The sequence below is a fragment of the Caballeronia sp. ATUFL_M2_KS44 genome, assembly GCF_023630965.1.
In the GTDB taxonomy this organism is placed as follows: Bacteria; Pseudomonadota; Gammaproteobacteria; order Burkholderiales; family Burkholderiaceae; genus Caballeronia; species Caballeronia concitans.
In genome coordinates this window covers 1,294,322-1,311,387 of record NZ_JALQEA010000006.1, presented here as the reverse complement: position 1 = coordinate 1,311,387, position 17,066 = coordinate 1,294,322, and the positions used below count along the sequence as shown (strand labels likewise).

At 63.6% G+C, this 17,066-nt stretch carries 18 protein-coding genes, 1 tRNA gene and 1 pseudogene; 11 read left to right on the top strand and 9 right to left on the bottom strand.

Features of this window, described 5'->3' with window-relative positions; all coding sequences use genetic code 11:
* Positions 1 to 13 precede the first annotated feature (13 nt).
* From NCR39_RS06315 to NCR39_RS06295, 5 genes are all read right to left on the bottom strand, one after another.
* Complete coding sequence (locus NCR39_RS06315) at positions 14 to 616, bottom strand: TetR/AcrR family transcriptional regulator (protein WP_350029657.1); 603 nt, start codon at positions 614 to 616, stop codon at positions 14 to 16.
* Positions 617 to 686: 70 nt separating this feature from the next.
* Positions 687 to 875 (bottom strand): hypothetical protein, encoded by a 189-nt coding sequence (locus NCR39_RS06310; RefSeq protein WP_040049448.1) that lies wholly within the window; start codon positions 873 to 875, stop codon positions 687 to 689.
* A 225-nt stretch (positions 876 to 1,100) separates the two neighbouring features.
* Positions 1,101 to 1,388 (bottom strand): DUF1488 family protein, encoded by a 288-nt coding sequence (locus NCR39_RS06305; RefSeq protein WP_250451344.1) that lies wholly within the window; start codon positions 1,386 to 1,388, stop codon positions 1,101 to 1,103.
* A 122-nt stretch (positions 1,389 to 1,510) separates the two neighbouring features.
* Positions 1,511 to 1,867 (bottom strand): hypothetical protein, encoded by a 357-nt coding sequence (locus tag NCR39_RS06300; protein WP_250451343.1) that lies wholly within the window; start codon positions 1,865 to 1,867, stop codon positions 1,511 to 1,513.
* Positions 1,864 to 2,136 (bottom strand): hypothetical protein, encoded by a 273-nt coding sequence (locus tag NCR39_RS06295; protein ID WP_250451342.1) that lies wholly within the window; start codon positions 2,134 to 2,136, stop codon positions 1,864 to 1,866. The genes NCR39_RS06300 and NCR39_RS06295 overlap by 4 nt, the downstream gene beginning before the upstream one ends.
* A 290-nt stretch (positions 2,137 to 2,426) precedes the next feature.
* Between NCR39_RS06295 and NCR39_RS06290 the strand changes: the two genes are divergently transcribed.
* On the top strand, positions 2,427 to 2,792 hold the full coding sequence (locus NCR39_RS06290; RefSeq protein WP_250451341.1) for a hypothetical protein: 366 nt from the start codon (positions 2,427 to 2,429) through the stop codon (positions 2,790 to 2,792).
* Between the two features lie 40 nt (positions 2,793 to 2,832).
* Here NCR39_RS06290 and NCR39_RS06285 read toward each other — a convergent pair whose 3' ends face one another.
* Positions 2,833 to 3,330 (bottom strand): heme-degrading domain-containing protein, encoded by a 498-nt coding sequence (locus NCR39_RS06285; protein WP_250451340.1) that lies wholly within the window; start codon positions 3,328 to 3,330, stop codon positions 2,833 to 2,835.
* A gap of 200 nt (positions 3,331 to 3,530) precedes the next feature.
* Positions 3,531 to 3,607: transfer RNA gene (locus tag NCR39_RS06280), tRNA-Met, on the bottom strand.
* Between the two features lie 214 nt (positions 3,608 to 3,821).
* On the opposite strand from NCR39_RS06280, the gene NCR39_RS06275 reads away from it, so the two are divergent.
* The 3 genes from NCR39_RS06275 (at position 3,822) to NCR39_RS06265 (ending at position 5,078) form a co-directional block, all read left to right on the top strand.
* The gene (locus NCR39_RS06275; protein WP_250451339.1) at positions 3,822 to 4,175 is read left to right on the top strand and encodes a DUF2946 domain-containing protein; all 354 of its coding nucleotides are present in this window, start codon (positions 3,822 to 3,824) and stop codon (positions 4,173 to 4,175) included.
* Positions 4,176 to 4,258: 83 nt separating this feature from the next.
* On the top strand, positions 4,259 to 4,621 hold the full coding sequence (locus NCR39_RS06270; protein ID WP_250451338.1) for a copper resistance CopC family protein: 363 nt from the start codon (positions 4,259 to 4,261) through the stop codon (positions 4,619 to 4,621).
* 7 nt (positions 4,622 to 4,628) lie between these two features.
* The gene (locus NCR39_RS06265; RefSeq protein ID WP_250451336.1) at positions 4,629 to 5,078 is read left to right on the top strand and encodes a copper chaperone PCu(A)C; all 450 of its coding nucleotides are present in this window, start codon (positions 4,629 to 4,631) and stop codon (positions 5,076 to 5,078) included.
* 89 nt (positions 5,079 to 5,167) lie between these two features.
* Here the strand turns inward: NCR39_RS06265 and NCR39_RS06260 are convergent, their stop codons facing one another.
* Positions 5,168 to 7,738: a penicillin-binding protein 1A gene (locus NCR39_RS06260; RefSeq protein WP_250451335.1), complete on the bottom strand. Its 2,571-nt coding sequence runs from the start codon at positions 7,736 to 7,738 to the stop codon at positions 5,168 to 5,170.
* Positions 7,739 to 8,262: 524 nt separating this feature from the next.
* Between NCR39_RS06260 and NCR39_RS06255 the strand changes: the two are divergent.
* The 3 genes and pseudogenes from NCR39_RS06255 to NCR39_RS06245 form a co-directional block, all read left to right on the top strand.
* Positions 8,263 to 8,490: pseudogene (locus NCR39_RS06255) on the top strand (plasmid mobilization protein); the annotation flags it as partial.
* Between the two features lie 425 nt (positions 8,491 to 8,915).
* Complete coding sequence (locus NCR39_RS06250; RefSeq protein ID WP_250451334.1) at positions 8,916 to 9,596, top strand: PspA/IM30 family protein; 681 nt, start codon at positions 8,916 to 8,918, stop codon at positions 9,594 to 9,596.
* Positions 9,597 to 9,722: 126 nt separating this feature from the next.
* A complete protein-coding gene (locus tag NCR39_RS06245; RefSeq protein WP_250451333.1) occupies positions 9,723 to 11,015 on the top strand; it encodes a tetratricopeptide repeat protein in 1,293 nt (430 codons plus the stop codon).
* Between the two features lie 305 nt (positions 11,016 to 11,320).
* On the opposite strand, the gene glgX is transcribed toward NCR39_RS06245, so the two are convergent.
* Entirely contained in the window at positions 11,321 to 13,531 is a 2,211-nt protein-coding gene (gene glgX / locus NCR39_RS06240; RefSeq protein WP_250451332.1) for a glycogen debranching protein GlgX, read from the bottom strand.
* Between the two features lie 227 nt (positions 13,532 to 13,758).
* Between glgX and NCR39_RS06235 the strand changes: the two genes are divergently transcribed.
* From NCR39_RS06235 to NCR39_RS06220, 4 genes are all read left to right on the top strand, one after another.
* Entirely contained in the window at positions 13,759 to 15,138 is a 1,380-nt protein-coding gene (locus NCR39_RS06235) for a DUF2252 domain-containing protein (RefSeq protein ID WP_250451331.1), read from the top strand.
* A 202-nt stretch (positions 15,139 to 15,340) separates the two neighbouring features.
* A complete protein-coding gene (mscL, locus tag NCR39_RS06230; RefSeq protein WP_040049543.1) occupies positions 15,341 to 15,784 on the top strand; it encodes a large conductance mechanosensitive channel protein MscL in 444 nt (147 codons plus the stop codon).
* Positions 15,785 to 16,132: 348 nt separating this feature from the next.
* Complete coding sequence (locus tag NCR39_RS06225; RefSeq protein ID WP_250451330.1) at positions 16,133 to 16,624, top strand: hypothetical protein; 492 nt, start codon at positions 16,133 to 16,135, stop codon at positions 16,622 to 16,624.
* Positions 16,625 to 16,773: 149 nt separating this feature from the next.
* Positions 16,774 to 16,983, top strand: a complete 210-nt coding sequence (locus NCR39_RS06220) for a dodecin (RefSeq protein WP_040049434.1) — start codon at positions 16,774 to 16,776, stop codon at positions 16,981 to 16,983.
* The last annotated feature ends 83 nt before the right edge of the window (positions 16,984 to 17,066 follow it).

Here is a 17,066-nt window from a genome sequence, read left to right as displayed (position 1 = left end):
AACGTTCTGTCGGTCAATCACCTGAGCCAGCGGCGAGCCACGCATCGAGCGACAACTCGACGAGCGCCGCGACCGGCGCGCCCGGCGGCGCCGCGCCGCTCAGTTCGAGCGCGACGATGCCGTGCAAGTTCGCCCATAACGCCTGCGCGCACGCAGCCGGATCGGCCGCGCGCAACGCGGCGAACGTATCGGCGAACACCGAAAGCATGCTTGCGTCATCGCGGCAGCCGGTTGCATCGGCCGTCTCCATGAACATTAGCCGATACATCTCCGGCTCGCCGAGGCCGAACGCCACATACGCGCGGCCCAGCGCTTTCAGGCGCGCGGCGGCATCCGCGATGCGCGCGTGCGGCACGAAAGACGCGCGCAGTTGCGCATGTCCTTCTTCGCGCAACGCTCGCGCAATTTCCCCACGGCTTCTGAAATGAAGATAGAGCGCCGCGGGCGAGTAGTCGATCGCGTCGGCCAGCTTGCGCATGGAAAGCGACGCGATGCCCTCGTTCCTCACGATGCCACGCGAGACTTCGAGTATGCGCTCACGCAACGCGTCGCGCTGCTGCTGCGTATGCAGGCGCAATCGGCGTGTCCGCTCTTCATCGAGACCCATGCGAGGCATTGTCGGCACCGCCACTTTGCAAGTCAATTTTGAAATCGGGCGGCGGCGATGCCGCGATCAGCGACGCCGCTCAGACGATCATCGATCCGTCGTCATCCCTGCGCGAGGCCGGGCCCGCGTGATAAAGCGGCTCGTCCGAGTCGCCCAGCACGACCGAAGCGAACAGAATGCAGAAGCCAAGAATCAGGACGCCGACGGCCGCCCAGATGAGCCAAAGTGCGTTGGACTCGACGAGCGAGTGAAGAAAGGATTGAAGCATACGACCCCGCGCGATTTTTATAATGGATTGCTCTCTATAGCCTTTCGGCGGGAGCAAGTTATATGCCGAGCGAATCGCATCGCGTGCGGCAGAATGTGATGATGTTACTCCGAGGCGCGGGCGGGCGAAAGGACGCAATTCACAGGCGCGCGTGACGTCGCATGCCAGCGTTGAAGGACTTACATCGCTTGCTTGTAAGACGGAATAAGAGGAAAGGCGCGCCTCTTATTCGACAGTGACGCGGCCAGGCGGAAAGTGCCCGCTTTTCAGAAGCACGGGCATGCCGTTCGTCACTTGCAGATGCTCTCGCGCCACTGCTTCGATGCGCGTGCGGCCGGCATCGAACGCGTCGATCCAGCCGGCGCTGTCGTAGGTTTGCGCGCCGAAGTGGTCTTCGAGCGCCTCGACGGAAATGGCGCACGGCACGCGCCGGCCATCGACGAGCGCGGCGAATTCGACCGTCAGATTGGAATCGCGATAATCCGGCGCGTCGGGAAGAAAACGAATGTCCATGATTGTCTCGTTGCTCGGCATCTTTTTCGCTCGATAACTGCGAAAGAAGGCTCGTCAGCGCACGCACGAACCGATCCGGGCGACCATGGTACTCGCGCATGCGCCGCCGGGTCCAGCGTGCGTCATGCGTCGAGCACGTCTTCTTCCACGTCCACGACGAGCAGCGAGCTTGCACGCGGATCGGCATAGTTGAAGTCGAGGTAACGGCTCAATTCGCGCACACGCTGGCAGACGCGTTCGCGCGCATCGTTGGACAGATGCGGATAGTCCCGCAGCACGCGGGCATCGAAGCGGTAATGAACGCCCCACGCGATATTGCCCGCATGATTCGCCACGCCGCCCGTGCGCCAGCTCACGAAGAGCGCGGGCGTCGGGTCGCCGCCGATCTCGGCGATGTCCGCGCCGCTCGGAAAGAGATCGACGAGACAGTTCGCAATGTCGTAGAGCACGGCGTGGCGCAGATGGATGGCTCGCATCATGTCGATTGCAGCAATCGGTCGATGTAATCGCGCGCCGCCCGCTCGACGTGCGCGAGCGCTTCCTGCTCGGTGGCGAAGCGTCGCGCGGGGCCCAGGTCGACGAGCGCCTCGAAGTGGCGCGCATTGTCCGGTCCGTCCTGCCCGAGGCTCACCGAACCGACATAGATGCCTGCGCCGGGTTGGTCGCCTTCGGCGTCGTGCGTCTGAACGAGCCGCGCCGATGCGCTGATGTAATAGCCTCGATACGGCCCCGTGACTCTTTCCGCCATTGTTCTTGCCTCCTTTGCGTTGGGTCATGTCGTGCGTGACTGCGGCGCGAGTGCAATTCAAACCGATCTCGAATCGATTAAGGCGTTTGATTCGGCAAATAGTTCATCGCATAGGGATGCCTTCCGGTCTGCCGGACGGCTCTCTCGCGTCCTGCACGGCTTCTCGCAAGGGGCGCGCCCGCGCCGTGCGTGCCGCGTATGGGACAATGCGCATCTCAAAAATGCGTGCCGACGACCGGCTTTCGTTTCGAGTGTCGTCGCATCGCACAGTCAGACATCACGAGGTAAAGATGAAGCAATCCGATCGGCGCGCGCGCCGACCTTCCGCTCTTTTGAATGCGTTTCACGGCGCGCGCGCGGTCATGCTGGGCGCGGCTGCGGTTGTCGTGTCGGGACTTGGCGCGTGTGCATCGTCGAACGATGCATCGCTCATCAATCTGCCCGATGGACAGACGGGCTACGCGGTGAACTGCAGCGGCGCCGACGCGGGATCGAGCTGGGCGAGCTGCTACGTGCTCGCCGGCAAGGCGTGCGGCGCGACGGGCTACGACATCGTGTCGAAGGACAACGAGGAAGGCGGCCCCACGGGCGGCGGCATCAGCAATGTGATATCGGCGAACGTGAAGAATCGCTCGATGATCATTCGCTGCAAGTAAGCGACGCTTTGCTCGGTGAGCGAGGCGTCGCTCGCGCGGATCAGTGACGGTCGAGCGCGAGCGCGGCGAAGCTCTGGCCGAGGACGGCGCACAGCGCTTCGACGACCATTTCGTGATCGCTGCGCTGCGGCAGCCCCGACACCGCGACCGAGCCGATCACGCCCGCATTCGCGACGCGAATCGGGAACGCCCCGCCGTGTGCGGCGTACTGGGCGGGATCGAGACCGAACTTGTCGGCGAGCGTCGCGCCCGACTGTTGCAGCGTGAGGCCGACGGCATACGAGCTGCGGCGGAAGTGCTCGACCGTCTTCGACTTGCGTTCGGCCCAGCGCGCGTTGTCGGGCGTGGCGCCGTCGAGCGCGGCGAAGAAAAGCCGCTGCCCGAACGTGCGAACGTCGACCGCGATGGCGGCGCTGCGTGCCAGCGCCATTTCGCGCAATTGCGACCCGAGTTGCCATGCGTGTTCGGCGTGGAACTGCGGGAACACGAGCGTGTTTTCCTGATGCGCGATAGCCTGAAGGTCGTGCGGAATGTCCATCGGGGGCGGCTCCGTTTGCGTGGCTTGGAATCGGTTGAAGGCGATGGGAGATTTTGACACGGGCGGGAAGCACTGTGGCTGATCCAATTTTTTAATAGGATCGCTAATCGTTTTTCAGTGCTTTGCTTACTTTGCTTTGCGTTCCGACGCCGGAAAACAGAAAGGGGTTACAGGCAAGAACCTGTAACCCCTTGAATGCTTGGTTGCGGGGGTAGGATTTGAACCTACGACCTTCGGGTTATGAGCCCGACGAGCTGCCAGACTGCTCCACCCCGCGTCCGTCGAAGAAAAGATTATAGGACATCGGGCAGACATGCGCAACGATTAGTTGAATCTTTCTGCATGAGCCAGCGCAACGTACTGCGTCGGAGCGTCTCGCTCGCTCATGCGCTCCATCGCGAAAGCGCTATAGGGCGCGTGGCATAATCGGCGGGACCAACAATCATCATCGGCATCAAGAGCGCGGCATGCAGCGTCTGCAGCGGGGAATCATGAGTAGAGTGAGCGGGATCGTCGCCCTGTGCGCGATGCTCATGCTCTCGCTCGCGCCCGCCGCGTCGCAATGGCTGAACGCCAAGCGCATCGATGCCCTCGCTTCGGTATGCGCATCGGGCATCGAACGGACCGCGCCGTCATCGCATGCCGATGACCACGCGTTGCCCCATCTCGCGGCCTGCGGCTATTGCGATCTCTTGGCGCACGCGCCCACGCCGCCCATCTTCCCGCAGGCGTTCGCGTCGATACACATGCGGCGCGCATCGTTCAGCGCGATCGATGCCGCCAGCGCCGAGCATCGCATCCGCTTCGACGACGCGCAGCCTCGCGCGCCGCCCGCCCTCGCCTGATCCGCTTCACGCTCCGCACGCCGATACGTCGCATAGAACGACGTTGAAGCGCTGCGTCATCACGCATCACGAAAGGACACACCATGACGTTCAAATCCGCATTGCGCGGCGCGCTCGCGTTCGGGCTCATCGCGTCCGCGCAACTCGCGTTCGCTCACGCGCTGCCCAAAATGCAGCAGCCCGGCCCCGGCGCGACGGTCAGCGCGCCGCACGAAGCGTCGATCGTATTCGGCGAAGCGCTCGAACCCACGTTCAGCTCGATGCTCGTCACCGACGCCCACGGCACGCAGGTCAACACCGAGAAATCCGTCGTCGATACGAACGACAAGAAGCACATGAGCGTCGCGCTCGGCATGCTTGCGCCGGGCCTCTATAAAGTGCAGTGGACGGCGGTTGCCGCCGACGGCCATCGCACGCAAGGTCACTACAACTTCACGGTCAAGTGAGGCCGCAATGAAAAAAACCGCTGTCATCGCAGGCGCGCTCGCGTGCGCGTCTGTTCTGCCGTACGTCTGCGCCGCCCACGCGGCCACGCTCGAAGCGCGCGACTGCTGGGTTCGCGCGATGCCGCCGAATCTGCCGTCGTCGGGCTACTTCGTGGTCGCCAACAACGGCGACAAACCCGCGACGCTCACCGCCGCCGACACGCCCGCCTTCAACATGGCGATGATGCACAAGTCGGAAAACAAGGGCGGCACGGCGACGATGTCCGCCGTCGATAGCGTCGATGTCCCCGCGCACGGCACGCTCGCCTTCGCGCCGAAGGGCTATCACCTGATGCTCGAGGAGCCGGGCACGTCCGTGAAAGTCGGCTCGACGATTCCGCTCACGCTCACCTTCGCCGACAAGAGCACGGTCAAGGTGGATTGCGCGGTGAAATCGGCAGCGACGCTCGGCAAGTAACGCGAGCACGCATCGCCATCAAGCAAAGCGCGCCGGGGTCGAAAGACGCCCGGCGCGCTTTTTTTCATGCGCTCGATGCTTCGGTCACGTCACGGCTTGTTGAACATGTCCATGATCTGGCGGCGCTCGTCGTTGGTCACTTGCGGCACCGGCGGCGCCTGCATGCCCGCCGGACCTACGCCGCCTGTCGTGGTCGAATCGCCGGCCATCGGATTGCTGTTGTCGAGGCCGATGCTCGCGACGAAGCCCGCGCCCGGCGTATGGTCCGCGTAGAACAGCTCGCCGTCGACGGTCGTGATGCCGTCGGGCATCGGCATCTGCTGTTGCGGAATGCCGCGCAACGCGCGTCCCATGTACTCGACCCAGATCGGCAACGCGAGCTGCGCGCCGAATTCCTTGCTGCCGAGCGACTTCGGCTGGTCGTAGCCCATCCACGCGACCGCCACGAGCTGACGTTGATAGCCGGCGAACCAGCCGTCCTTCGCGTCGTTGGTCGTGCCGGTCTTGCCCTGCAGGTCGTTGCGCTTCAGCACATTGGTGCCCGCGCCGGTGCCGGACGTGGCCACCGTATGCAGCAGACTGTTCATCACATATGCGTTGCGCGGATCGAGCGTCTGCGGCGCGTTGCTGCCCGCCGTGAGCGGATCGGCTTGCGAAATGACGGTGCCGCGCGCATCGGCGACCTGCGCGATCAGATACGGATTGATGCGATAGCCGCCGTTCGCGAACACCGAATACGCGCCGCTCAGTTGCAGCGGCGTCACGAGCCCGGCGCCGAGCGCGAGCGGCAGATACGGCGGCGTCTTGTCCTTGTCGAAGCCGAACTTCTGCGTGACGAAGTCCTGCGCGTAGTTCGTGCCGATGTACGACAGAATGCGGATCGACACCAGGTTCTTCGACTTCTGCAGGCCGGCGCGCATCGACATCGGGCCGTCGGGCTGATCGTCGTCCTTCGGCTCCCACGGCTCGCCGCCCGCCGGCGCGGGGAAGTACAGCGGCGCATCGTTGATGATCGTCGCCGGTCCGAGCCCCTTGTCGAGCGCCGCCGAATAGATGAACGGCTTGAAGCTCGACCCCGGCTGACGCCAGGCCTGCGTCACGTGATTGAACTTGTTCTTGTTGAAGTCGAAGCCGCCGATGAGCGCGCGGATCGCGCCGTCCTGCGGCGTCATCGAGACGAGCGCGCCTTCCACCTGCGGCAGTTGCGTGATCTGCCAGTTGTTCTTCGCGTCCTTCGTCAGGCGGACGATGGAACCCGGCTTGATCGCGAGCGCCTTCGATGCGTTGCCGCGCAGCGCCGCCGCGACGAAGCGCAATGCGTCGCCGGAAATGGCCGCGGTCTCGCCGCCGACGAACTGCGCCGTCACCTGCTTGGGCGTCACGGACGTCACCACGGCCGCGACGAGATCGCCGTTGTCGGGATGATCGACGAGCGCGTCTTCGATGGCTTCGGCGCGGTCATCTGATGCCGACGGCAGATCGATATGCCCTTCCGGCCCGCGATACCCGTGGCGTCGCTCGTAGTCCATCACGCCCTTGCGCACGGCGCGGTAGGCGGCGTCCTGATCGGCGGAATCGATCGTCGTCGTGACGGTCAGGCCGCGCGTGTAGGTTTCTTCCTTGTACTGCGCGTACATCATCTGCCGGACCATTTCCGCGACGTACTCGGCATGCACGCCGTATTCCGTGCCCGAAGACTTCGTGTGAAGCTCCTCGGCGATGGCCTGATCGTACTGATCGCGCGTGATGAAGTTGAGGTCCATCATGCGCTTCAGGATGTACTGCTGACGCACCTTCGCGCGCTTCGGATTCACCACCGGGTTATACGCGGACGGCGCTTTCGGCAGGCCCGCGAGCATCGCGGCTTCGGCGAGCGTGATGTCCTTCAGATCCTTGCCGAAATACACGCGCGCAGCAGCGGAAAAGCCGTACGCCCGCTCGCCCAGATAAATCTGGTTCATGTACAACTCGAGAATCTGGTCCTTGGTCAGCGCGCGCTCGATCTTGTACGCGAGCAGCATCTCGTAGATCTTGCGCGTGTAAGTCTTTTCGCTGGAGAGGAAGAAGTTGCGCGCGACCTGCATGGTGATCGTGCTCGCGCCCTGCGATGCGCCGCCGTGCATCAGATCCGTCACGCCCGCGCGCAGAATGCCGACGAAATCGACGCCGCCGTGATCGTAAAAGCGATAGTCCTCGATCGCGAGCACCGCCTTTTTCATCTGATCGGGAATGTCCTGAAAGCGCACGAGGCTGCGGCGCTCCTCGCCGAATTCGCCGATCAGCACGTGATCGGCCGTGTAGACGCGCAGCGGCACCTTCGGCCGATAATCGATGAGCGCGTTCAGCGACGGCAGATTCGGCTCCATCACGACGAGCGCGTAGCCGACGATCAGCGCGCCGACCACGGCGGCGATCGCCGCGAGGCTCGCGAACCACAGCGCGACGCGCCCGAACACCGAGCGTCCGCCGCGTCCGCCACGGCCATTGCGTCCGCCGCGATTGTTGCGGTCGTTGCGGTCGTTGCGGTCATTGCCGCCGTTTCCGCCGTTGCGGCCGCCGCCGTCGCGGTTTCCGCCCGAATCGTTGCGTGAGTCGTTCCAGCGTGGCTCGCGATCGTATCGCGATGAATTCGAAGAGTCGGGACGTTTGATGATAGGCATGACTGGGATGGTTCAGCGCGCCTGAAAGCGCGCAGTGCGTCGCTTAACCGATGCGCGGACCGAAGCGTGAATGCGAACGCGGCAAAGACGAGACGAGCGGATAAGCGGACCGGCTTCGACCGAGGGTAACAGCGCATTTTAAAGAATTCAGAAACGTCGCTGCCAAACGTGGCGGATTTTTTTGTAAGTAAGTGCCGCCGCGCGCCCCGCGCGGGCCGCTGAGGGAAAACGTGCGGTTACCCACAGAAAGTGTTGAGAGCCTTGTGGACAACCCTATGAGAAAATAGCCAACTCCTTGATCGCACGTGTTTTTCGTATCGAGCGCACGGACTGTCCAGCCCGCCGTAATATGCATGGGAATACGGGGTGGCGAGCGCGCACAGCGGTCCCGCGAACCGATATGATGGATGCACGTCTTGCCTGCCGTTTTGCTTCGCACGACCGCCGTAAAGAAGTGACGCCGTTTCGATAATCAGGACCGCGCTTGCGTTGTTTGCAATCGCCTTACTGTCTGCGAGCCGCTCATGACGACCAAGCCTACAGAACGCATCGTTGTATTCGTGACTCCCGCGCAGAAGCTCGCCATCAGCAGAACCGCGGACGAACTCGGCATCAGCGTGAGCGAGCTGATGCGCCGCGCGGTGCTCAATTTCAACGCGACGAGCGAGCAGATCAAGGTTGCCGGCATCGTCGATCGTCTTCGCGCGCCCAAGACACCCGATCCGCTCGATGTCGCCCTGCGAAGCGTCGCCGCCAAGGCCGCGGCACGTGAAGCGCGCGACGCCGCCAATGCGAGCAAGCGCGCGATGCGAACGCCGACCGTATCGACCGTCGTTGAGCCCGTGCATCCCGTCGATGCCGAAGACGCCGAGAGCGCCGGCGAAGACACATCGCTGACCGGAGACGAACGCAACGGCCGCTGAAAACGGCGCGCTTTCCAGCGCTGCTTTCCTTCGCGGCAGGCGGTCATGCGCCGTTACACTCCTTAACCTTGCTTAAGTCCAAGTTAAGTCGCGTCGTGCTCTAATAGACGGGGTAAACCCGCGCACGAACGTGACTCGCATCAGGCTTGCAATACCGCTCGATGCGCCTCACATTCGACGCGCGCATCCACGCATCACGCGTGACGCGCGTTCGTCCGCGTCACGCACGCAGCGGTTTCATCAAGGAGAAATACATGTCGCTTTTCGATTCCATCTCGCGCACCGTCAAAGGTCTGTTGAACGATGCCGCCGACACGATGCAGGACCCTTCGCGCGACGCGCGCCAGATCGTGCGCGAACTCGATGACAGCATCGGCAAGGCGGAGAACTCGCTGATCGAAATCGAGGCGCAGGTCGCCACGCAGCAAAGCAAGCGCGACGCCGCCGCCGACAAGGCGAAGAAGTACGAAGACGGCGCAAAGCGCGCGCTGCAGTCCGGCGACGAAAGCCTCGCCCGCGAAGCGCTTGCGGCGCAAGCGAACGCCGAAACGGAGCGCGACGCGCTCGCGGCCGAACTGCTGACCCTCGTGCCTTCGGTCGACCACTTGAAGCAGCAGATCGCCGACATGCGCCAGCGCCGCAACGACCTCAACGCGCGCTCGAACATCCTTCAGGCGAAGCAGCAGATCGCGCAGGCCAAGGACACGGCGGCGACGGCGCTCGGCGGCATCGGCGGAAAGAATCTGTCCGAGGACTTCCAGAAGCTCGAGGACAAGGTGCAGCTCTCCAACGCCCGCTCGGACGCGCGCCTGAATTCCGCCGATCAGAAATCCGGCAAGGCGCTCGACGACAAGCTGGCGGCGCTCAATCGCGGTCCGTCGGTGGAAGACCGGCTCGAAGCGCTGAAGAAGCAGATGAACACGCCCGCGCAGTAATTGGGCGATGACCGGCGCGGCGGGTATCCGTCTTGCGTCGGTACGGTAATCGATGAACCGCATGGGACCGGATCAGACCGTTCCGGTCCACAAAGGAGACGGGCGTTTATCGCGTCCGGCCCGCTCATGAAAAAAACTCTGACGGCTCTTGCCTTATCGATGTCGATCGCGCTGTCCGTCGCATCGCCGCTCGCGTTCGCGGTGCCGACGGCGCAGCAGGTCGAGCAATCGATGACGCAGGGCAACTGGCGGCAAGCCGATGCGCAGTTGAACGAAGTGCTCGAAGCGCATCCGAAGAACGCGCACGCGCATTATCTCTACGCGCAGGTGCTGGATCGCGAAGGCCGCTACAGCGACGCGCTTTCGCATTTGCAGCAAGCCAAATCGATCGATCCGTCGCTCAGTTTCACGGACTCGACGCGGTTCGCATCGACCGAAGCGCGCATCCGGAACGACGCGAGCCGCGCCAGCACCACGGCGAATCCGTCGACCAATTCGTCGAGCAATTCGTCGAGCAATTCGTCGAGCAATTCGTCGAGCAATTCGTCGATGAACCGCAGTTCGAATGGCTCCGTCGCGCAGAATCCGTTCAACCAGGGACAAGTGGCCGAGCCGCGCTCGCATGGCCCGTCGATGGGCATGTGGATCGGACTCGCGGTGCTGATCGCGGCGATCGCGCTCGTGCTGCGCTGGGGCCTGAGGCGCGCCCGTGCACGCGACGATGGCCGCGCCGACGACGATCGCCGTGCGCAAATGAAGCGCGCGACCGAGTTGCTGAACGACATCCGCACGCTCAAGCTCGATGTAAAGCTGTCCACCGCGCCCGGTCACGAAGCGCTGCTGCGCGATGTCGAAGGCACGGAAACGCAGTTGCGCGAGATGGTCGAGGCGCTGTCGAATTCGAAGAATCCGGTGCCGCCGTACGCCATCGAAGACATCGAGAATCAGGTTGAAAGCCTGAAGGCGCGCGCCGAAGGCCGGCCCGATCCCAATGCGGCGAACGCGGCGCAAGCCGGTATGCAGGGTCAATCGCCGTACGCGCAGGAAGCCGAGCGCTTCGGGCGCAATCCGCAACAGCCGTATCCGCAGCAAGCGCCGTATCCGCAACAAGGGCAACAGCCGCCCGTCATCATTCAGCAAGGCGGCGGCGGGTTCGGCGGCGGCATGGGCGGACTGCTGACCGGCGTGCTGCTCGGCGAAGCGCTCTCGCATGGACGCGATCGCGTGATCGAGCGCGACGTGCCTGTCGAGCGTCGCAACGACGATGGCGGCGCCGGCGGTTTCGACTTCGGCAAGGACGGCTTAGGCGACAATGGCGGCGGGGGCGGCCTCGATTTCGGCAGCGGCTCGAACGACTGGAACGACAACGGCGGCGGCATCGACCTCGGCAGCAACGACGACAACTGGCGCGATTCCTGATCGCAAAAACATCGTCGCATCCAAGCCCAAGCCCCGCTTTCGCGGGGCTTTTTACATGCGCGCGCGATGCTTGAAGCGCGTCAGCCGCCGCCGAGCAGCTTCAACAGCGCCCACAGGAACTTGAAGAAGCCGACGATGAACGCCCAGATGCGCTCCAGTTGATCCCAGTTCGCCGTGCTGAGCAACGTCCGGACGATCATGCGGCTGTGCTTCGAAAAGACATCGTGAAAAGACAAGGGCGGCTTTCGCCGCCCTGCTGCGATTGCAAAGATCGCATGATAACAACCTGACGACAGCGAGCCGCGTCAGCCGCCCGATTTCTCGTCGTTCTGCGCGGGCGGAACTTCATCCGTCAGCGCGTCTTCCAGTCCTTCGATGATCCGCTGCGTCGCGCCGCGCGCCTGAAGCGCGAAGAGCAGCAGCGAGCGGCCCGTCACCTGGTAGACGTCGCCGGAATCGAATTGCGGCAGCTCCTCGCGGATCGGCGCGTTCGTATCGATCAGACAGCTCCACTGATCCGGCCCGGGAATATCCGGCAACGTGAAATCGACGACATCGTGATACGCGTTCACGATCAGCAGCAGCGTCGCGTCCGACGCGGGCTTGCGGATGCCCGTCGCCTGCGCGCGGCCGTCGATGACGAGCCCGAAGCAGTGCATGCCCGGATCGTCCCACTGTTCCGGCGTGAGCGTGTCGCCGCTCGGGCTCAGCCACTTCACATCGGCGACGTCCATGTCGTCGCGATACTCGCCCGTCAGGAAGCGCTGACGCCGCAGCACCGGCAGCGTGTGGCGCAGCGTCGTCAGCTTGCGCACGAAATCGGTCAGCGCGCGGCCGTCGTCGTCGAAATCCCAGTTGACCCAACTGATCTCGTTGTCCTGACAATACGCGTTGTTGTTGCCCTCCTGCGTGCGGCCGAATTCGTCGCCCGCGAGGATCATCGGCGTGCCTTGCGAGAACAAGAGCGTCGCGAGCATGTTGCGCTTCTGGCGCTCGCGCAGCGTGCGGATTTCCGGATCGTCGGTCGGGCCTTCCGCGCCGCAATTCCACGACTTGTTGTCCGAATGGCCGTCCTTGTTGTCTTCGCCGTTCGCCTCGTTGTGCTTGTCGTTGTAGGAGACGAGATCGTTGAGCGTGAAGCCGTCGTGCGCGGTGATGAAGTTCACGCTCGCCCACGGACGACGCCCGCGCTTGTTGAACTTGTCGCCCGATGCGGTGATGCGCTTCGCAAGCTCCGCCGCTTCGCCCTCGCCGCCCTTCCAGAAGCCGCGCACGGTGTCGCGATAACGGTCGTTCCACTCGGCCCAGCCCGGCGGGAAGCCGCCGACCTGATAGCCGCCGGGACCGCAATCCCACGGCTCCGCGATGAGCTTGACGCTCGAGAGAATCGGATCTTGCCGGCAACTGTCGAGAAAGCCGCCGCCTTCGTCGAAGCCGTACGGCTCGCGGCCGAGAATCGTCGCGAGATCGAAACGGAAACCGTCGACGTTCATCTCCGTCACCCAGTAGCGCAGGCTGTCGGTGACCATCTGCAGGACGCGCGGATGCGAGAGATTCAGCGTGTTGCCGGTACCGGTATCGTTGATGTAGTAGCGCGCCTGCTCCGGCATCAGCCGATAGTACGACGCGTTGTCGATGCCGCGGAACGACAGCGTCGGCCCGCGCTCGTTGCCTTCGGCGGTGTGGTTGTAGACCACGTCGAGGATCACTTCGAGGCCGGCTTCGTGCAGGCGGTCGACCATCTCCTTGAACTCGGCGACCACGCCCGCGCCGCGCGCGAAAAAGCGCGGATCGGCGGCGAAGAAACCGATCGTGTTGTAGCCCCAGTAGTTCGTGAGGCCCTTGTCGAGCAGATAGCTGTCGTTGACGAACGCCTGGATCGGCAACAGTTCGACGGACGTCACGCCGAGGCTCTTGATGTAGTCGACCACTTCCTTCTGTCCGAGCCCTTCGAACGTGCCGCGCATGTGCTCCGGAATCGCCGGATGCCGCTTCGTGTAGCCGCGCACGTGCGTTTCGTAGAAGATCGTGTGCTCCCAGGGCACGCGCACGCGCGTGGCGTGCGTCCACGTGAAGCTCTGATCGACGACCTGGCACTTCTGCATGAACGGCGCGCTGTCGCGTTCGTCGAACGTGAGATCGTCGCCTTCCGCGTTCAGCGTGTAGCCGAACACGGCCGGGTCCCACTTCAGTTCGCCGACGTGCGCCTTCGCGTAGGGGTCGAGCAGCAGCTTGTTCGGATTGAAACGATGGCCGGCTTCCGGCTCATACGGCCCGTGCACGCGATAGCCGTACACCGCGCCCGGCGCGAGGCCATTCACGTAGACGTGCCACACTTCGTCGGTGTATTCGGGAAGTTCGATGCGCTGCAGTTCCTTTTCGCCCTTGTCGTCGAAGAGACAGAGTTCGACCTTGGTCGCGTTCGCGGAGAACAGGGCGAAATTCACGCCCTTCCCGTCCCACGTCGCGCCGAGCGGAAACGGGGAGCCTTCGGCAATGCGATATTCGTTCGGCATGAATGATGTTTCGATAAGAGATGACGCGTGCGGCGTCGGGAAAGATGGTGTGCCGCATGGCAGGGCATAATCGGATCGCGGCTGATCGGATCAGCTAAGAGCAAGTCGCATACCCGGCCCGCCGCGCGCGGGCCGTCCGCCATCTCTGGCGCGATACATGCTGCGCTGCTGCAAACCGTGCGTTACATCGCGCCTGAAATCGTCCCGCTCGCCGAAGGAGAACACGCTTGTCCACGCGCCCTACCTCCATCTCGACGACCTCCACCGGCACGGCCGACCAAAGCCGCGCGACCGGCCGCTCGCTTCGCGACGCCATTCCGTTCGAAGCGCACGGCGCGTGGCAGCCGGAACCCGACCGCCCCGATCCCGTCGAGCGCGTGCTCGCCGGCAACGCGGGTCGCCAGGAGCGCCTCTTGCCGCTGCGCATGGCGCGCATGGCCGAATCGCCGTTCGCTTTCCTGCGCGGCTCCGCGACCGTCATGGCGTGGGATCTCGCGAAGTCGCCGTCGATCGGGCACAACGTGATCATCGACGGCGACGCGCACATCAATAATTTCGGCCTCTTTCGCACGCCGCGTCAGGACGTCGTGTTCGATCTGAACGATTTCGACGAAACCCTCGTCGGTCCCTGGGAATGGGATTTGAAGCGCCTGACCGCGAGCATCAACGTCGCGGCGCGCGAAAACGGCGTCGACGTGCAGGGCCGCGAGCGTGCGGTGCGTTCCGCGTGCGCGGCGTATCGCACGACGATGGAAAAGCTCTGGCGCGTGAGTCCCTACGATCTCTGGAACATGCGTTCGTACGCGAGCGCGCTGCATGTGGACGCGCCCACGGCACTCACCGACGACGAGAAAGCGACCGTTCAAAAGACCGTCGAGCGCGCGATGAAACGCTCGCACGCGACCATGCTCGCGAAAGTCGCGGAGCCGGTGGGCAAGAGCTGGCGCTTCATCGTCGATCCGCCGATTCTCACGAAGCTCGACGCCGCCGAGAAGAATCACGTCACCGACGGCATCAAGGCGTATCTGCAAACCATCGCGGGCGAGTGGCGCATGATGCTCGAACGCTACGATGTCGTGGATGTGGCGCATCGCGTCGTCGGCGTGGGCAGCGTCGGCACGCGCGCGTATCTCGTGCTGATGCTCGGCCGCGCGCTCGGCGATCCGCTGTTCATCCAGGTGAAGGAAGGCATCGTGCCGGCCGCCGCGCCGTTCGTGCCGCCGCTCGAGGAGCCGTATCGGCATCAGGGCAGGCGCGTGGTGCATGGACAACGGCTGATGCAAAGCTCATCCGACGCCCTGCTCGGCTGGACGACCATCGCCGGACGCGATTTCTACGTGCGCCAGATGAAGCAGATTCGCGGCTCCATTCCGGTCGACTGGCTGCACGGCGCGACCTTCGACTTCTACGCGTGGTGCCTCGGGTTGCTGCTCGCCCGCGCGCACGCCCGCACCGGCGACGCCGCGCTCATCGCAGGCTATTGCGGCAACTCCGACAAGCTCGACGCCGCCTACGCGATGTGGGCCGAACGCTACGGCGCGCAGACCGTGGCCGATCACGCGGCATTTTGCGCGGCGATCAGCGTAGGCCGCGTGAAAGCCGCCTGATCGCAAAGCCGTCCGTTCGCAGCGCCGTTCGCACGTGAACCGGCACGAATGCGGCGATTCGCGGTTCAATTGACTATCATGGCGATGTCACGCCTGACCGTTCGCATCGATGGCATCGCCATTGCTGCCGCGCGTCGCCGCTGGGTCGCTGCGGTGTCGCTTAAGGAAAAACCGTTCGAACTCAAAAAGGAGGAAGCCGCGCATGAGCATGATGCAGGAATTCAAGAACTTCGCCCTCAAGGGCAACGTCATGGACCTCGCGGTCGGGGTGATCATCGGCGGCGCGTTCTCGACGATCGTGAACTCCGTCGTCAAGGACCTGATCATGCCGGTGGTTGGTCTCGCCACGGGCGGCCTCGATTTCTCGAATCTCTTCGTCCGCCTCGGTCACATACCGCCGACTTTCAAAGGCAATCCCGATTCCTACAAGGACCTGCAAACCGCGGGCGTCGCGGTGTTCGGCTACGGCTCGTTCATCACCGTGCTGATCAACTTCATCATTCTCGCGTTCATCATCTTTCTGATGGTCAAGTTCATCAACAATCTGCGCAAGCCGCACGAAGAAGCACCGAACGCGCCGACGCCGGAAGACGTGCTGCTGCTGCGCGAAATCCGCGATGAACTGAAGAAAACGCCGCGCGTCTAGACGGATATTCCCGCGCCTTCCCGCTTCAGGCGGGCCAACTCGCTTCTCCCATGCGGCGCGTGCACGAAAGGCACGCGCCGCTTCGTTCGCACGACCGCTTTTTTCTTCGCGAAGGCTATTCGCACGGCTAGTAGCAGGACTATTATTGGGATAGAAGTCAGATAGACATCCAGGGGAATGCCGAGGGGATACCAGCGGGCCGCCAAGGTCATCGGCACGATTCGTGCGCCTCACGTGCGTATCGGCAACCAGCCGGTCGAACGTCCGGACGGCCCGATTCACCGTGACCTGAACACATCGATGCGCTATAAAAGATCGACGTGCGGCACGCAAGACGGGAGTGGCCGCATGAGGACGCTGCGTTTCTTGCAATTCTTTTTCAGGCGAATTTTTATGTCCTTCCCGAAAAAGCGTGGACGCGTGAAGGCTGATGGCGACGAATCGTTTCTCGCCGTGCTGCGGCATTTCAAGCCGTTTGGCCAGCTCGATACCAAGATTGCACGCGCTCGCGCGCAGGATGAACCGGTGCTCTACGCACACGTGCTGCCGGGACTCGATGTCCTTCTGTGCAGCGTGCGCGGCGCGCAACCGCCCTATCCGGCCATCGACGAGCTGCACAGGCGATGTGTCGAATCCATCACGAACGCATTGGAGCAGCCGCTCGACGGACTGGAGAACGGCGGCTACTGGTACGAAGCGAACGGGTTCGGCTTCCTCGTGTTCGCGAGCCGCGCCCGCACGCAGATTCTGAGCGAGTTCGGTGCGACGGCAACGACGCGCGCGCGTCGCGGCACGCGCCGTCAGGATGCGGGCGATGCGGCCTCGCGCCCGTTGCGTTGATCGCCGGTCGAATCGATTTCCCTGTTGTTCGTTGCCGATGCGCCTCGTGAATCCGGGCGCGGCAGCGGCGCGTCCGGGCGGTCCGGATTGCCCGGCGTGGCGCATGTCTTGCTGCAATGCGGCTTCGGACACATCACAAGGAGAACATCATGTCGGAACACGTCTATAAGCAGATCGAACTCACCGGATCGTCCACGCAGTCGAGCGATGACGCCGTGCGCGTCGCGCTGGCGAAGGCATCGAAGACGTTGCGCAACATGCACTGGTTCGAAGTGACGGAAACGCGCGGTCACATCGAGAACGGCCAGATTCTGCACTGGCAGGTGACGATCAAGGTCGGCTTGCGCATCGAGGACTGAACGCGCGCCTTTCGCCGTTCGACGCTGCAAAAAAAACCGCGCCTCGAAAGCGCGGTTTTTTCATCGCGACGATGCAGCGGAAC

What these genes read in the sequence shown, in the direction of transcription:
- NCR39_RS06315 (WP_350029657.1), bottom strand. Translation starts at nt 616, where the DNA reads ATGCCTCGCATGGGTCTCGATGAAGAGCGGACACGCCGATTGCGCCTG.
- NCR39_RS06310 (WP_040049448.1), bottom strand. Translation starts at nt 875, where the DNA reads ATGCTTCAATCCTTTCTTCACTCGCTCGTCGAGTCCAACGCACTTTGG.
- NCR39_RS06305 (WP_250451344.1), bottom strand. Translation starts at nt 1,388, where the DNA reads ATGGACATTCGTTTTCTTCCCGACGCGCCGGATTATCGCGATTCCAAT.
- NCR39_RS06300 (WP_250451343.1), bottom strand. Translation starts at nt 1,867, where the DNA reads ATGATGCGAGCCATCCATCTGCGCCACGCCGTGCTCTACGACATTGCG.
- NCR39_RS06295 (WP_250451342.1), bottom strand. Translation starts at nt 2,136, where the DNA reads ATGGCGGAAAGAGTCACGGGGCCGTATCGAGGCTATTACATCAGCGCA.
- NCR39_RS06290 (WP_250451341.1), top strand. Translation starts at nt 2,427, where the DNA reads ATGAAGCAATCCGATCGGCGCGCGCGCCGACCTTCCGCTCTTTTGAAT.
- NCR39_RS06285 (WP_250451340.1), bottom strand. Translation starts at nt 3,330, where the DNA reads ATGGACATTCCGCACGACCTTCAGGCTATCGCGCATCAGGAAAACACG.
- NCR39_RS06275 (WP_250451339.1), top strand. Translation starts at nt 3,822, where the DNA reads ATGAGTAGAGTGAGCGGGATCGTCGCCCTGTGCGCGATGCTCATGCTC.
- NCR39_RS06270 (WP_250451338.1), top strand. Translation starts at nt 4,259, where the DNA reads ATGACGTTCAAATCCGCATTGCGCGGCGCGCTCGCGTTCGGGCTCATC.
- NCR39_RS06265 (WP_250451336.1), top strand. Translation starts at nt 4,629, where the DNA reads ATGAAAAAAACCGCTGTCATCGCAGGCGCGCTCGCGTGCGCGTCTGTT.
- NCR39_RS06260 (WP_250451335.1), bottom strand. Translation starts at nt 7,738, where the DNA reads ATGCCTATCATCAAACGTCCCGACTCTTCGAATTCATCGCGATACGAT.
- NCR39_RS06250 (WP_250451334.1), top strand. Translation starts at nt 8,916, where the DNA reads ATGTCGCTTTTCGATTCCATCTCGCGCACCGTCAAAGGTCTGTTGAAC.
- NCR39_RS06245 (WP_250451333.1), top strand. Translation starts at nt 9,723, where the DNA reads ATGAAAAAAACTCTGACGGCTCTTGCCTTATCGATGTCGATCGCGCTG.
- glgX (WP_250451332.1), bottom strand. Translation starts at nt 13,531, where the DNA reads ATGCCGAACGAATATCGCATTGCCGAAGGCTCCCCGTTTCCGCTCGGC.
- mscL (WP_040049543.1), top strand. Translation starts at nt 15,341, where the DNA reads ATGAGCATGATGCAGGAATTCAAGAACTTCGCCCTCAAGGGCAACGTC.
- NCR39_RS06225 (WP_250451330.1), top strand. Translation starts at nt 16,133, where the DNA reads ATGAGGACGCTGCGTTTCTTGCAATTCTTTTTCAGGCGAATTTTTATG.
- NCR39_RS06220 (WP_040049434.1), top strand. Translation starts at nt 16,774, where the DNA reads ATGTCGGAACACGTCTATAAGCAGATCGAACTCACCGGATCGTCCACG.